The 15,236-nt window shown below is 63.5% G+C and carries 13 protein-coding genes; 6 read left to right on the forward strand and 7 right to left on the reverse strand.

The features are described 5' to 3' along the window. Window positions 1-61 precede the first annotated feature (61 nt). Window positions 62-1,345: an acyl-CoA dehydrogenase family protein gene (locus AC1DRD_RS13610; RefSeq protein ID WP_478029300.1), complete on the reverse strand. Its 1,284-nt coding sequence runs from the start codon at window positions 1,343-1,345 to the stop codon at window positions 62-64. A gap of 161 nt (window positions 1,346-1,506) precedes the next feature. Here AC1DRD_RS13610 and AC1DRD_RS13615 point away from each other — a divergent pair, with 161 nt between their 5' ends. Further along, complete coding sequence (locus AC1DRD_RS13615) at window positions 1,507-2,754, forward strand: TetR/AcrR family transcriptional regulator (protein ID WP_478041775.1); 1,248 nt, start codon at window positions 1,507-1,509, stop codon at window positions 2,752-2,754. 73 nt (window positions 2,755-2,827) lie between these two features. On the opposite strand, the gene AC1DRD_RS13620 is transcribed toward AC1DRD_RS13615, so the two are convergent. From AC1DRD_RS13620 to AC1DRD_RS13635, 4 genes are all read right to left on the reverse strand, one after another. Beyond that, window positions 2,828-4,150 carry a spinster family MFS transporter gene (locus AC1DRD_RS13620; RefSeq protein WP_478041776.1) on the reverse strand — a complete coding sequence of 441 codons (1,323 nt, stop codon included), beginning with the start codon at window positions 4,148-4,150 and terminating at the stop codon, window positions 2,828-2,830. Window positions 4,151-4,244: 94 nt separating this feature from the next. After that, window positions 4,245-7,334, reverse strand: coding sequence for a TonB-dependent receptor domain-containing protein (locus AC1DRD_RS13625; protein ID WP_478041777.1), 3,090 nt, complete (start codon window positions 7,332-7,334; stop codon window positions 4,245-4,247). Window positions 7,335-7,537: 203 nt separating this feature from the next. Next, window positions 7,538-8,611, reverse strand: a complete 1,074-nt coding sequence (locus AC1DRD_RS13630; RefSeq protein ID WP_478041778.1) for an acyl-CoA dehydrogenase family protein — start codon at window positions 8,609-8,611, stop codon at window positions 7,538-7,540. 165 nt (window positions 8,612-8,776) lie between these two features. Beyond that, window positions 8,777-9,991: an acyl-CoA dehydrogenase family protein gene (locus tag AC1DRD_RS13635; RefSeq protein WP_478041779.1), complete on the reverse strand. Its 1,215-nt coding sequence runs from the start codon at window positions 9,989-9,991 to the stop codon at window positions 8,777-8,779. Window positions 9,992-10,039: 48 nt separating this feature from the next. On the opposite strand from AC1DRD_RS13635, the gene AC1DRD_RS13640 reads away from it, so the two are divergent. The 5 genes from AC1DRD_RS13640 to AC1DRD_RS13660 all read left to right on the forward strand — a co-directional run bounded on the left by AC1DRD_RS13640 (window position 10,040) and on the right by AC1DRD_RS13660 (window position 13,642). After that, complete coding sequence (locus tag AC1DRD_RS13640) at window positions 10,040-10,759, forward strand: DNA alkylation repair protein (protein ID WP_478041780.1); 720 nt, start codon at window positions 10,040-10,042, stop codon at window positions 10,757-10,759. After that, the gene (locus tag AC1DRD_RS13645) at window positions 10,756-11,163 is read left to right on the forward strand and encodes a GFA family protein (protein WP_478041781.1); all 408 of its coding nucleotides are present in this window, start codon (window positions 10,756-10,758) and stop codon (window positions 11,161-11,163) included. The genes AC1DRD_RS13640 and AC1DRD_RS13645 overlap by 4 nt, the downstream gene beginning before the upstream one ends. Window positions 11,164-11,476: 313 nt before the next feature. After that, complete coding sequence (locus AC1DRD_RS13650; protein WP_478041782.1) at window positions 11,477-11,812, forward strand: ArsR/SmtB family transcription factor; 336 nt, start codon at window positions 11,477-11,479, stop codon at window positions 11,810-11,812. Further along, the gene (locus tag AC1DRD_RS13655) at window positions 11,813-12,271 is read left to right on the forward strand and encodes an SRPBCC family protein (RefSeq protein WP_478041783.1); all 459 of its coding nucleotides are present in this window, start codon (window positions 11,813-11,815) and stop codon (window positions 12,269-12,271) included. Between the two features lie 144 nt (window positions 12,272-12,415). Beyond that, window positions 12,416-13,642 carry an MFS transporter gene (locus AC1DRD_RS13660; RefSeq protein ID WP_478041784.1) on the forward strand — a complete coding sequence of 409 codons (1,227 nt, stop codon included), beginning with the start codon at window positions 12,416-12,418 and terminating at the stop codon, window positions 13,640-13,642. 128 nt (window positions 13,643-13,770) lie between these two features. Here AC1DRD_RS13660 and AC1DRD_RS13665 read toward each other — a convergent pair whose 3' ends face one another. Both AC1DRD_RS13665 and AC1DRD_RS13670 read right to left on the reverse strand, forming a co-directional pair. Beyond that, window positions 13,771-14,568 carry an SDR family NAD(P)-dependent oxidoreductase gene (locus AC1DRD_RS13665; RefSeq protein ID WP_478041785.1) on the reverse strand — a complete coding sequence of 266 codons (798 nt, stop codon included), beginning with the start codon at window positions 14,566-14,568 and terminating at the stop codon, window positions 13,771-13,773. Continuing rightward, window positions 14,565-15,179, reverse strand: a complete 615-nt coding sequence (locus AC1DRD_RS13670) for a glutathione S-transferase family protein (RefSeq protein ID WP_478041786.1) — start codon at window positions 15,177-15,179, stop codon at window positions 14,565-14,567. The genes AC1DRD_RS13665 and AC1DRD_RS13670 overlap by 4 nt, the downstream gene beginning before the upstream one ends. Window positions 15,180-15,236: the final 57 nt, after the last annotated feature.

Consider the following 15,236-nt stretch of genomic DNA (forward strand, 5'->3'; position numbering starts at 1 on the left):
GGCCGCTAAGTTTTGGTCCCTGCAACACGGCGGCCCCGGCCTCCGCCGGAGCGACGACTACTTACCGGCTGACTCCGATGTCCCCGCTCGACACGATATCGGCCTTGTAGTCGGCATATTTGCCGAACTCGTTGCGGGCGATCGCGCGATTGTGGACCTCATCGGGACCGTCGGCGAAGCGCAGTGTCCGCATCGCCGCCCATTGATGCGCCAGCGGGAAGTCGTCCGACACGCCGCCGCCGCCATGCGCCTGGATCGCGTCGTCGAGGATCTGCAGCGCCATGTTGGGCGCCTGGACCTTGATCATCGCGATCTCGAGCTGGGCGGATTTGTTGCCGGCCTTGTCCATCATGTCCGCGGCCTTGAGGCACAACAGCCGCGTCATCTCGATATCGATGCGGGCCCGCGCGATGCGCTGTTCCCAGATCGAATGGTCGGCGATGCGCTTGCCGAACGCGACGCGGCTGAGCAGGCGCTTGGCCATGGCCTCGATCCCGGTTTCGGCAACGCCGATCGTGCGCATGCAATGGTGGATACGGCCCGGCCCGAGCCGGCCCTGCGCGATCTCGAAACCACGTCCTTCGCCAAGCAGCAGATTGTCGACCGGCACGCGGACATTCTCGAGCAACACCTGGCCGTGGCCGTGCGGGGCGTGATCATACCCGTAAACCGAAAGCATCCGCTCGATCTTGACGCCCGGCGCATCGAGCGGGACCAGAATCTGGCTCTGCTGGGCGTGGCGCTTGGCGTCCGGGTTGGTCTTGCCCATCACGATCGCGACGGCGCAGCGAGGATCGCCGACGCCCGATGACCACCATTTGCGGCCGTTGATGACATAATGGTCGCCCTCGCGCACCATCGAGGTTTCGATGTTGGTGGCGTCGGATGAGGCGACCGCCGGCTCGGTCATCAGGAAAGCGGAGCGAATCTTGCCTTCCATCAGGGGCCGCAGCCACCGCTCTTTCTGCTCGAGCGTGCCGTAACGATGGAAGACTTCCATGTTGCCGGTGTCGGGCGCCGAGCAGTTAAAGCATTCCGAAGCCCAGCCGATCTTGCCCATTTCCTCGGCGCATAGAGCATATTCGAGATTGGAAAGCTGGGTTCCTTCGAACTCGAAACTGTCATCAACATGGGTCTGGCCCGAATGCGGCGGCATGAAGAAGTTCCATAAGCCCTGCGCCTTGGCGATCTCCTTCACATCCTCGATCACCTGGATCACCTTCCAGCGCTCGCCCTCGTGCGACTGCTTGTGATATTCGGCGTTTCGGGGTGCGATCTCCTTGTCGATAAAGGCCCGCACACGGTCCCGGAAATAGGTTTCGCGATCGCTCAGCGTAAAGTCCATGATGCTTCTCTCCTATGGCTGTCGCTATCTCGACTAAACCGTACCGAGTTTTCGGTAAAGCCGTTGAATCCTCTTTTTCCGAGGGGTTCCGAACAACGAAAAAGCGAAATGGCGCTGCGGAATCCGCTGGCCCCGTGTGACGGAAATGTTAAGCTGGACGGATGGGGCAAACCGATACTGCAGAACTGGACGAGGTTACGGGAACGAAACGTTTCAAGGCGAAACGTAATGCGATCCTGGCCGCCGCTTCCGAAGCGATTAACGAACAGAGCGCGAAGGGCATGACCTTCGCCGATGTTGCGCGCCGCGTTGGGCTCAACACGACGAGCGTGACCTATTATTTCAAGCGCAAGGAAGATCTCGCCCAGGCGTGTTTCGAGCACACGCTCGAAACCTTGGGCGAGATGCTCGACATCGCCCAGATGGAGGCAACGCCGGAGGCTCGGGTCGCCCGCTATCTGTCGCTCAACATGGAGCGGTTTGCGCGTATCCGCGAAAACGAGGAGCGCGCGCTGGCGACGCTGAGCGATTTGCGCGCGATGGAGGATCCGATGCTCGGCCGGCTGATGGCGGCCTGGCGCGAGATTTTCCGCAAAACGCGTGCTTTATGGGGCGAGGAACCCGAGAATCGCCGTCTCAAGGATTTGTTTGGCGCGCGCGCGCACGTGCTGCTCGAGAACACCTTCTGGATCCCCGCCTGGATCGCGCGCTACGATCTCGACCAGTTCGACCGGGTCGAGGCGCGGTTGATGGACATGTTTCGCTACGGCATCGCGGTCCCGGGCGCCAAATGGGAGCCGGCGATCCTCGATATCGAGCATGAGGAAGCGGAGCCTGGCCGCGAGGCGTTCCTGCGCGCGGCCACCCGGCTGATCAACGAACTCGGCTATCGCGGCGCCTCGGTGCAGCGCATCGCGTCGGAGCTCAATGTCACCAAGGGCAGCTTCTACCATCATCTCGATGCCAAGGACGATCTGGTCATCGAATGCTACAAGCGCAGCTTCGACACGATCACCGAAACGATCCAGGTCGGCGAGAACAGCAGTGGCGACTGGTGGCATCGATTGTCGAGCATCATCGCGACCTTGCTCGACGTGCAATTCTCGGAACGTGGACCTTTGCTGCGCACGACCGCGCTGACCGGCCTGCCGCGCCATGTGCGCCAGGCGATGATCGACCGCTCGAACCGCATCGCGCGGCGCTATGCTGGCATGCTGTCCGACGGCGCGGCCGAGGGATCGGTCCGCCCGGTCGATGCGCTGATCGTCAGCCAGTCGCTGATGGCGCTGCAGAATGCGGCGTTCGACATGCGCAAATGGGCATCGACAATGCCGCGCGAGCGTGCGGTGGCGATGTATGCCTCCACCCTCGCCTTCGGCCTGTTCGACGACCGCGCAGTGGATAGTTGAGCCGCCTGCCGGAGCGTGCTGCGAATAGGTGGAATCCGGCTATTCGCGATAAAGCACGCGACCACAAGGAATCTCAGACGGCAATCGCGTCCTGCGCTGCCTTACGCTCGATCGCCTTGCGCTTGAGCAGCACGCCCGCGCGCCAATAATGGAAGATCGCCCAGGGGGTGATCGCGGCGAAGACGAACATCGAATAGCGCAGGGATTCAGCGCCGTAGGTCGGCTTGAGTGCATCGCTGAGCATGCCGACCAGAAATGGCCCCAGTCCTAGCCCGATCATGTTGTTGACCAGCAAGGTGATCGCCGCCCAGGTCGCCCGCAGGCGGATCGGCGCCTCGGACTGGATCAGCGCGAAGGTCACGCCGAGATAGGCGGTCGAAAACAGGATCGACAGGAAATAGGCGCCGACCCCGAAAGTCGGGTTGGTCGCGGTATAGACGCATAGGGCCAGCGGCAGCCCGATCGTCTTGAAGACCACCACCATGAATGACTGGCTGTACTGGCCGTAGCGGCGTGTCAGCCGATCGGCGATCCGTCCGCTGGCGATGGCCGCGACGGCGACGATGACCGCGCCGGCGGGTGCTACCTTGAGCGCGATGTCGAGCTTCGTGAAGCCGAACGACCGCTGCATGAAACTCGGACCGAAGGCGGTGAGGCCGTATCCGATCATCGAGGTCAGGGTGAAACCGGCGACGAGGTGAAGCGCGGCGCGGTTGGCGAACAAGGTGGTGAAACCGTCGATCAGTGACGGCCTGGCCGAATCCATCGCGATCTGCGCGTCGGACAGGCCGCGCTTGGGCTCGGGCACGACTGCCCAGATGATCGCCGCGAGCAGCAATCCGGGCAGGCCGATCACGTACATCGCGACGCGCCAGCCATAATAAGTCGCGACGACGCCGCCGATGATCGTGCCGAACGCCGCCCCCAGCCCGACGCCGAGCGAATAGATCGACAGGGCCGACGCGCGTTTGTCCGGCGGATAGAGGTCGGCAATGATCGAATGGCTGGGGGGACTCGATCCCGCCTCGCCGATGCCGACGCCGATGCGCGCGCCGAGCAACAGCCAAAAATTGCCGGCAAGTCCGCCCAAGGCGGTGAACCCGCTCCAGATCGCAAGTGCGCCAGCGATGATCCGCACGCGGTTGCTGCGGTCCGCGAGCCAGGCGACGGGAATGCCGAGCCCGGCATAGAAGATCGCGAACGCCATGCCGCTCAGGATTGCCATCTGGGTGTCGGAGAGATGCAGATCCTTGATGATGTCTTCCTGCAGGATCGCCAGGATCTGCCGGTCCATATAGCTGAAGAAATAGGCGAAGGTCAGCAGCAGCAGGGTCAGCGCGCGGCGCTTGGGGACGAACGTCGCCTCGATTTCGGGAAGATGCGTGGGGGAGGACACGGGAGGGGCGACCTTTCTTTTCGTTGCAAAACAACGGCCCCGCCGCGCTGGTCTGGCGCGGCGAGGCCGGAGAGAGAAAGCTAGGGTGCCAAAGTCAGAACTTGGTCGACAGGCCGAGCTTGAACATCCGGCCGTAGGGATTCCCGACGAACGGCTCGTAATTGTAATCCTCGCGCGCGAAGGGCGGCGATGCGTCGAAGATGTTGAACACCGTGCCGGTGAGGACGATGTTCTTCCACGGCAGCTTGACCTGGACGTTGAGGTCCGCGGAGATGAAGTCGTCGAGATCGGCTCCGGTCAGGATGCTCGCGGCGTTGGGCGTCAGCCCAGAGTCGACGCAGGCGCCGGTCGCTCCCGGTTTCAGGCCCAGCGCGCAGTTGGGCGCGAATGGTCCGGTCTTGGTATCGTAACGCTGGTCATGCAGTCCGTCGGTATAGTTGACCGTCAACCGGGCATCGACCGGGCCGGCGCCAAGGTCGAGATACGCCTGCCCCTTCCATTTCGGCACCGGATACAATGTCGATTGATAATTGAGCAGCCCGACGCCATCGAACGCGTCCTGAACCTTAGTTCCCGCCACGATGATCGCGCTGATCCGGTTGTGCAGCGTCCGCGTGGCGTCCGCGCCGACGCCGAAGCGGATAGCGGAGCCGAGGAACTGGTTCGACCGATAGTTGACGCTGAAGTCGAGCCCATCGTTACGCTGGGTCGCGCCGTTTTGGTACATCGTCTTGACGCGCGCGATGTTGGCGACCGTCGTCGCCCCGGTGCACGCGCCGGTCGAGAAGGTGAACCGGGCGGCAAGGCCCGCGTTCGCGGCGCATGTGTTGGGCATTCCGGTCGGGAACAATGTCGCGACCATCGCGCTCAGCGGATCGCTGACGATGACGTCGGTCAGATTGTAGCGGAAATAGTCGACGCTGGCATTGAATCCGCCGAACTTTAGCAGAATGCCGGCCGAGTAGTTTTCGGAGCTTTCGGGCTTGAGCGCCGGGTTGCCATAGACGTCGACCGGTTTGAACGTCGTGCCGATCAGCTGGAGCGCGGTCACGAAATTGTTGGTGATGTTCGCCAGCGTCGGGCCGCGGAACGTCGTTCCATATCCCCCGCGGATGGCGAGCCAGTCCGTAACCTGCCACCGCGCGCGGACCTGGGGATCGACGGTCGAACCGACTGAGCCACCATAATCCTCATATCGCACGGCTGCCTGGATATTGAAGCTGTCGAACACCGGGAGCTGCAATTCGGTGAACACGGCCTTGACGCCGCCCTTCAGGAAGCTGTCGCGGTTGGTACCCAGGAACGCCAGCGCGCCGGTCGCGGGGCTCGGGGTTACGCCCGAGGTCGGGGCGCAGGCCGCCGGATTTGTGTTGCCGGTGATCGGCGTGTCGCGGCACGGATTGACCGCCAGGTTGTTGTTCGCGGCATATTTGGTGTCGAACCAATTATAGCGATATTGCGCGCCGACGCCGAACTGGATGTCGCCGCCCGGCAGCTTGATGCCGGTCGAGCCACTGATATTGCCGTCGAGCACGAACAATTGTGAATCGACCGCGGTCGACGACCGCACGAAGAACCAATCGGTCAGTGCCTTGGTATTGGCCAAAGCGGCATTGCCTTGCGGGTTGGTCGTGCCATTGATCGCGCCGGCGGTTACCGCGTTGCCGAACGGATTGAGCCACATGCAGCCGTTCGCGCCGGGCACGTTGCCGGTGCAATTCGGGCCGCCCAACCCGCGCAACGCGAGCTGGATGCGGTCGCCGAATGAGTCGTAGCCGTCGATGTAACGATAATATTGGTGATAGGTCGCCGACAGGCTGTAATCGAGCTTCGGCGCCAGTTTGCCGCTGAATTCGGCCGTGAAACGGATCGATTCCGACTTGCGCATGCCGCGGGCCGAACCGGTCTCACCCGAATCCCCGAGCGTAGAGGGATTGCCGCCGGCCATGTACGGACGGAATAGCAGCAGCGGGAAGACGGCTCCGCTTGCGGGCAATGGATTGCCCGTTACCGGATTGATGAAAAGCGACGGGTTGGCGGCCTTGTAGGCGATGAACCCCGGATTGTTCGCCGGCACATAGAAACCGAGCCCGAGACTGGTGTTCGCTACCGAACCGCCCAGCGACACCGTCGAGGGCAACTGCGTCAGCAGATAGGACGGCGAGGTCAGATAGTGCGGGACCGTCGTGCGTCCATAAAGCGCGGTGACCTCGAATTTGTGACTGCCGCCGAGATCGACCTCGACATCGGTGAAGGCGGTGATGCGCTTCTCAAGGTCTACCAGCGTGTCGAACCCGGTATATTGAGTCGAGCAGCGGCCGTTCGCGCCAAGATACCCGCCCAGGGGAACGCAGCTCGTATCGGCCACGACCCCCGTATAGGGGGTAACGACGCCAGGGGTGGCACTTGGACCAACCAGCAGGAAGTTGGCGGGGTTACCACCACCGGTCCAGCCGCCCTGTGGATTGTTGAGAAAGGGTTGGACCGCGAATGCACGGTCGCGCGCGAGCAATTGACCGCGCTTATTGAAGCCGACCGCGGCAAGCATTCTGAAGCCATTGCCGACATGGCCGTAGCTCAGCGACGCGTCGATATCGCCGTCGGTGTCCTTGACCCAACGATAGGCGGCCGAGGCGCGAAACCCTTCCTGGTCGGTACGGGTGATGAAATTGACCACGCCCGCGACCGCGTCCGATCCGTAGGTCGCCGCCGCGCCATCCTTGAGCACTTCGATGCGGCCGATCGCCGCGGACGGAATCAGGTTGATATCGACTGCGGGGACGCCGTTGCCGGCCGTGACCAAGCGCCGATTGTTGAGCAGCACCAGGGTCCGTTGCGGCGACAGGCCGCGGAGGTTGGCGGTGGCGATGCCTTCCGCGCCCTGCGAACGGCTGTCGAACTGGTTCGAGTCGCCGAGCACCGCGCTCGATGTCGGCAGCGCCTTGAGCAATTCGACCGCGGAAGGGGAGCCCTGCTTCTGGAGTTCATCGGCGCCGATGACGTTGACCGGCAATGCCGCGTCCTCCGGCGTACCCCTGATGATCGAACCGGTGATGATGATGTCCGGCGTGCCGCCAGTGTCCTGCGGATCCGCGGCCGGCGCCGATTGGGCAGCCGCCGACGACACCGCGCATACCGCAAACACGGAAATAGCGCAGGCGCAAAGCAACCTTGTCTTGGTCATATGCCTCTCCCCAAACGAGCTGGAGCACCTTGATCGGCTCCATACCCATTACTCGAATAGGCACTATGGGTGACCCTACGTCAAGCGTTAGTCGCGTTGCAAATCGCTATGGATTCTCGGTTCGGCGCGGAATGGGCACGGGCGCATGGCTCCGAAGCCGGGCAAACCGGATTCCGGAAACATGGCCAGAAAAGGTGTTGAGTTCAGTAGCCGCCGAGCCGCGCGAACCGGTCGCGCAGATAGGCGGTGTTTCCCCATACCGCTTCCAGCACCCGCATGCGCTTGAGGTAGAATCCGGCATCATATTCGTCGGTCATGCCGATCCCGCCATGGAGCTGGATCATCTCGCGGCTCATCGCGTGGCCAACCTCGTTCGCCTTTGTCTTGGCGAGCAAGGCTGCCTGTCGCGTATCGCCGCCGGCATCGATCGCCGCGAGTCCCGCTTCGACTGCAGAGCGCATCAACTCGATATCGCTGAACAGACCGGCCATGCGGTGCTGCAGTGCCTGGAAGGTGGACAGCACCTGGTCGAACTGGCGGCGTTGCTTGAGATAATCGAGCGTCGTCTCGAACGCCTGTTGCGCCATGCCGAGCATCTCGGCCGAGGCTACCACGCGTGCGCGATCGAGCACCTGGTCGAGCAATTTGTCGCCACCGTTCGCCAGCTTGTCGGCTTCGACCGCGTCGAACGTGACGTCGGCGTGACTGCGGAAATCGGTCAAGTGACGACGCGACCGCGATATGCCGGCCTGGTTCCCGTCGACCAGATAAAGCCCGTCCGTCGCCGCGACGACGAACAGGCCGGCGCTGTCGCCTTCCGCCACGAACGCCTTGGCCCCGCTGAGCTTGCCGCCCGCGACTGCTGTCTTGATATTCTCAGGATCATGACGCGGCCCTTCATCGAGCGCGAAGGTCGCGACCAGCTCACCGCTCGCGATCTTGGGCAGCCAGGCATCCTTCTGCGCGTCGCTGCCACCAAGCACGATCGCGGAAGCCGCCACGGCACTTGCCGATAGCGGGCTCGCAGTCACCGTGCGGCCGAGTTCCTCGATCACTAGCCCCAGGCTGAGCCAGCCGAAATCGGAGCCACCCTGGGCTTCGGGAATGACGATCCCCGCCCAACCCATCTGCGCCATCTCGTTATAAACATTGGGATCGTAGCCGGTCGCGGTATCGGCATCGCGTACCTTGCGCCACTCGGTCACCGGACTTTCATTGCGAGTCCATTCGCGCGCCATGTCGCGCAGCATCGTCTGTTCTTCGTTGAGGACGGCCATGTCTAAACTCCTTCGCCTTTTTCCCCTCTCCCGCCTGCGGGAGAGGGAGGGACCCGCCGCGCAGCGGTGGGAGGGTGAGGGTCTTCTTTCTTCTTCGACCGCACAAAAAAAGAAGAAAGAAGACCCTCACCCAACCCTCTCCCGCAAGCGGGAGAGGGCTATGATTTACTGATGATCCAGCATCCCCAGGATGCGCTTGGCGATCACGTTGTTCTGGATCTCGGTCGAGCCGCCATAGATCGTCGTCGCCTTGCCGAAGAGCCAGGCGCGGACGCCGTGCAGCTCGGCTTCGCTGAAGCCCTCGCCTTCCCAGCCCAGGCCCTGCAGCCCCTGGATTTCGATGGTCAGCTCGGCGCGTTCCTGGCCGAGCTTGGTGCCGATCGTCTTGAGGATCGACGACACTTCGGACACGCCGCCCTTTGCCTTGGATTCGGCCTGGATCCGCATCGCGGTCAGCAGGAAGGCGCGCCAGTCCATCTCGAACTTGGCGATCCGCGCGCGCAGATCGGGATCGGCGATCCGCCCTTCGGCATCCACGCCGACATATTTCTTGGCGACGTCTGGCAGGCCCGGTCCGCTCGGCATCAGCCGCGACCCGCCGCCCGACAAATTGGTCCGCTCGTGCTGGAGCAAGCGCTTACCGATCGTCCAGCCCTGCCCTTCCTCGCCGACCAGATTCTCTTTCGGCACCTTCACGTCGGTGAAGAAGGTCTCGCAGAACGGCGACATGCCGCTGATCATCTTGATCGGCTTCACCTCGACGCCCGGCGCGGTCATGTCGATCAGCAGGAAGCTGATTCCCTTATGCTTTTCCGTTTTGTCGGTGCGGACGAGGCAGAAGCATTTGTCCGCCCATTGCCCGCCCGAGGTCCAGGTCTTCTGGCCATTGACGACATAATGATCGCCTTTGTCCTCGGCGAAAGTCTGGAGATTGGCGAGGTCCGATCCGGCATTGGGCTCGGAATAGCCCTGGCACCAGCGCACCTCGCCTTTGGCGATCGCCGGGATATGCTCGCGCTTCTGCGCCTCATTGCCATATTCAAGCAATGTCGGGCCGAACATCATCACGCCCATGCCGCCGATCGGGTTCCACGCATCGACGCGCGCCATCTCGTCCGCCAGCACCCTGGCCTCTGCACGGCTGAGCCCGCCGCCGCCATATTCCTTCGGCCAGGTCGGCACGCCCCAACCCTTTTCGCCCATCGCCTGGCGCCAGGTCGTCATTTCGGGCGTTTCCTGGGTCGGCCCCTCGACGCTGGCGAGCGCATTGCCCTTGCCCTTGAGCGATGCCGGAAAATTGGCGGCGAGCCAGTCGCGCACTTCGGCACGGAAATTCTCGAGTGCGTCGGACGGACGATCGAGTTCGGCGGCGGATGCCATTCAAACCTCTCCTCTTCACCGAATCTGAATATCGGGTATGGTCCGGAGATGACACATTCCAAGCCGGCGGGAAAGCCCCTGACGACGCAGGTCCGCGAAGCGCTGGAGGCCGTAGCGGAACCGGCAAGCGCACCAGCGATGCAGGCGTACATGAAATCGGCGATGCCCTATCTCGGCGCTTCGACCGTGCCGCGCCGCGCCGTACTGAAGTCGGTCTTCGCCGGAATCGACTGGCGCGACAGCGCGGCGTGGCAAGCGGATGTGCTCGCTTTGTGGCGCGGCGCTACCCATCGCGAGGAGCGGTATGCGGCGATCGAGCTCGCTGCAGTGAAGTCAGCGCGGCGGTTTCAGCGGATCGACGCGCTGCCGATGTACGAGGAGATGATCGTCACCGGCGCGTGGTGGGACTATGTCGATGAGATCGCCGGGCATCGGCTATGGACCTTGCTGCAGAACGATCGCGCCGCGATGCGCGAGACGATGCTGGCCTGGTCGACCGACGCGGATATGTGGAAGCGGAGAAGCGCGATCCTCTGTCAATTGCCCGCCAAGCGCGAGACGGACCTCGATCTGCTCTACGCCTGTATCGAACCGTCGATCGCATCGAGCGAATTCTTCCTGCGCAAGGCGATCGGCTGGGCGTTGCGCCAATATGCCTGGACAGATCCGGACGAAATCGCGCGTTATGTCGCAGCAAACGAGGATCGATTGAGCGGCCTGAGCAAACGCGAAGCGCTCAAGAATAGCGGCAAACGGAGAAGCGGATGACGACGATCGCCGGTGGATGCCTGTGCGGGCAATTGCGTTACGAAGCGCAAGGAGCGCCGGACGGCATGGGCTTCTGCTATTGCGCCGATTGCCGCAAGGCGTCGGGATCGGGCTTCATCCCGTTCATGGGCTTTGCCGCAAGCGCGCTGACGATCACGGGGCGCACGCATCAATTCCATTCCCCGGCAATGCGCGGCGGCAGCGCCACGCGCAATTCCTGCCCCGAGTGTGGCGGGCTGGTGTTCGGCGGCATCCATGGCGTGCATGACAGCCACACCGTCTATGCCGGTTCGCTCGACGAGCCGACGCATTTCAAGCCGACGCTCGCGATCTTCGTCCGCGACAAACCCGATTGGGTCGCCATGCCGGAGGGGCTGACCGTGTTTGAGACGATGCCGGACTAGGGTCGATCGACCTCTAAATCTCCCCCTCCCTGCAAGGGAGGGGCGCTTACGAGATAGGCAGGTCGAAATGCCCCCCGGGCACTTCTAAATCATGCCGGGGGCATGATTTACCTGCCAATCTCGTAAACGGGGGTGGGTGTAGCACTGGGCGAGGCTCGATGCCTCGTCCGGCGCTGTTTTGACGAAAAGCCAATGAGTCTTTGTAAGCGCGCAGACGCGCGCACCCACCCCCAACCCCTCCCTGCAAGCAGGGAGGGGAGTCCATAAGAGGGCAAGATTTGACTCTTAAATAGCCATTTGGCTATATAGCCATATGGCTATCGAATCACTTCATCTCGACGCGACCTTCGCCGCGCTCAGCGACCCCACGCGCCGTGCGATCCTTGCCCGGCTCGCGCTGGGCGAGGCGACGGTGTCTGAACTCATGCAGCCCTTCGCGCTCAGCCAGCCGACCATTTCGAAGCATTTGAAAGTGCTCGAACATGCCGGGCTGATCGAGGGCGAGCGCGACGCGCAACGCCGCCCGCGGCGGTTGCGCGCCGAGGCGATGAAGGACGCCGCCGACTGGATCGAGCGGTTCCGCGACCAATGGGACCGCCGCTTCGACAATCTCGACCGCCACCTCGCTAGCACCAAGAAGGAGAGTTGAATGCCTGCCCCCGCCATCGCCGCCGACGCGCCCGGTTTCACGATCGACCGCGCCGCTCACGCCATCCGCTTCGTCCGCGATTTCACCGCTTCGCCCGACGCCGTTTTCAGCGCCTGGACCACACCCGAGAGCATGCGTCTCTGGTGGGACGCCGGCGGCAAGCCGTTGTCGCGCTGCGAGATCGACCTGCGCATCGGCGGCGAGTTCGTCTTCGTTTCGCCCAGCCATGCGCATATGCCGTTCACCGGCACCTATCGTCGGATCGAACCGCCGCATCTGCTCGAGTTCGAAGCGATGGACGCGATCGGTCGCGTGATGCTCGCCGATCATGACGGCGGCACTCGCATGACGGTCGAGATCGTGTGCCGATCCGACGAGCATCTCGACGACTATATCAGGCTCGGCGTCGCCAACGGCACGAGCCAGACCCTCGACAATCTCGTCGCCCATCTCGCCTGACCCCCCGGCCGCGCCGCCCCTTGCCCCGGGGGCGGCGCTTTTTGCGATGTTGGAACAAGTCGGGCAGAACGCACACAAGTAGCTGAATTGCCGCGTCCGCGCGGTTCGGGCATTGCGGATTTATAATACCGCCGGGAGGAATTGATGCGCTTCGACAATCGCGCCGTGCCGATCGCGCTCGCGGCGGTGCTGATCGACACGATCGGCTTCGGGATCGTCATGCCGGTCTTCCCCAAGCTGATCACGCAGCTCGGCCATATCGACCTGGAGCAGGCCACGCGCGTCGCGGGCTATATGCTCGTCGTCTTCTCGGTCATGCAGTTCTTCGCCGGGCCGGTGCTCGGCAATCTGTCCGACCGGTTCGGACGGCGGCCGATATTGCTGACCTCGATGCTGTGCTTCGGGATGGATTATGCTTTGATGGCCTGGGCGCCGACGCTCGGCTGGCTGTTCCTGGGCCGTGCGATCGCCGGTGCGGCGGGCGCGGTCTACGGGCCGGCCGGATCGGTCATTGCCGACGTCACCCCGCCCGAGAAGCGCAGCGCGACCTTCGGGCTGATCGGGGCGGCCTTCGGCATTGGTTTCATCCTCGGGCCGGCGCTCGGCGGCCTGCTGTCGAGCTTCGGTCCGCGCGCACCGTTCGTCGCGGCCGCGGCGCTGGCACTGCTCAATGCGGCGACGATGTTCTTGTTCATGCCGGAGACGCTGAAGCCCGAGAATCGCCGTCCATTCCACCTGCGCGACGCGCATATCGTTGGCGCTTTCCGCCCCCTGTTCCACGCCGGCAACGCCGCACCTCTTCTGCTCGCCTGGTTCATCTGGCAGCTGGCTCACATGGTCTATCCCTCGACCTGGTCGTTCTGGGCGACGATGCGGTTCGGCTGGGATGCGCGCGCGATCGGCTGGAGCCTGGCGTTCGTCGGCTTCATCATGGCGTGCGTGCAGGCCGGCCTGACCGGCCCGGTGATCAAGCGCATCGGTGAGCGCAAGGCGATGGTGGTGGGCATGTGCTCCGCCGGCATCGCCTTTTACCTTTTCGCGTTCGCCACCAGCGGCTGGCAGGCTTATGTCCTGATGACGATCAGCGCGTTCCAGGGGTTCGTCTTCCCCGCCTTCAACGGCCTGTTATCCCGCATGGTCGATGCAACGCGCCAGGGGCAATTGCAGGGCGGGATCGGCAGCATGGGCAGCGTATCGTCGATCCTGGGGCCGCTCGTCCTGACCCAGGCCTTGGCTACGGGGGATCATCACGGCTTCACCGGCGCGAATTTCCTGGTCGCGGCGGTGCTGGTGACGATCGCGCTCGGCATCATCCTGTGGAGAGTGCTCGATCGCGTGCCGGCGGCACCGGTCGCGGTCGCCGAAGGCTGACCCCCACTCGTCATCCCAGCGTCTTACCCGTCATCCCAGCGAAAGCTGGGATCTCAGGCGACATGCGATACTGCACGAGGCCCCAGCTTTCGCTGGGGCGACGGGTTACCCATCGCTGGGGTGACGGACTAGCCTTCCTTCCCCGGCCGCCGCGTCAGCGCGACGTCGAGATGCCCACCGGCATCGAGCAACGTCACCTCGCCAGTGATCACCCGCGCGATTGGATCGAGCAATTGCACGATCGGCCCGGCAATGTCGTCGGGACCCGCGGCAAACCCCATCGGCACGCGGCTGGCGATATTCTGGTTGAGTCGTTCGAATCCTTCCGCCCCCAGCCTCTTCTCGAACCAGCCCGTCCCGACATAGCCAGGCGCGACGGCGTTGACCCGGATTTGCGGCGCCAGCACGCGTGCCAGGCTCTTGGTCATGGTGATCAGCGCGCCTTTGGACGCGGCATAGGCGACCGAGGATCCCATGCCGAACACACCCGCCACGCTAGCGACATTGACCACCGCCGACGCATCCTGCGCGCGCATCGCCGGCGCGCAGGCGCGCACCATCTGGAACGCGGCGACGGTATTGAGCCGGTAGATGTCGACGAAGTCCTCGGCGTCGAGCGCGTCGAGATCCTCGTGATTGGCGAACTTGGTGCGCCCGGCATTGTTGACCAGGAAATCGATCCGCCCGAACGCATCGAGCGCGGCCTGGGCTAGCGCGCGGCAAGCAGCGTCGTCGACGATATCGGCCTGGACCGCGATCGAGCCATTGCCGACCTCGGCCATCACCGCTTCGGCATCTTCCCGGCTCGACGCGTAATTGACGATGCAGCGCACGCCTCGCGCCGCAAGCATCCTCACGGTGGAGGCTCCGATTCCCGTCCCGCCGCCGGTGACGATCGCGACCCGCCCGTCCATTCCTGCGCTCATGCCGCCGCACTCGGACGCGCGGCGACGCGGTCGTACCAGGCTCTCAGCGCCGTTGCGTCCTCGGGCATCTCGACGCCGATGAATTTGCCGAAATCGATCGTCGTCTGCAGCACGATGTCGGCCATCGAATATCCCCTTCCGTCGAGAAACTGGCGTTCGGTCAGCACCGTGTCGAACTCGCGCATCACCGTATCGATCCGCGGACGGTTGCTCTCGCCGAACTCGGTATATTGCTTGGGCACGACGCGCGCGGTGTAGGGATGCGTGTGCACCCACACCATCGCGATCGGGGTCATCAGGCGAAGTTCGACGCGGCGGGTCAGCATGTCGACTTCCGCCTGGCCCTGCGCGCCTATGCCGAACAAGGGCGGCTCGGGATTGAGCGCCTCGAAATAGCGGCAGATCGCCACGCTCTCGGTGATGACGGTGCCGTCATCCAGTTTCAGGCACGGCACCTGGCCGAGCGGATTGACCGCGCGATATGCTTCTCCCTTATGCTCACCGCGCGGGATCGAGACCAGTTCGCTAGCGACGGTCAGCCCTTTTTCGGCGAGATAGATCCGCACCCGCCGCGGGTTGGGCGCAGGATTTACCGCATCGTAGAACAGCATCGACTCCCCCTTGATTCCATTTTTCGAATATCGCGTATGGCATTTCACGGCGGCTTC

It is taken from the genome of Sphingomonas sp. P4_G2, assembly GCF_056401155.1.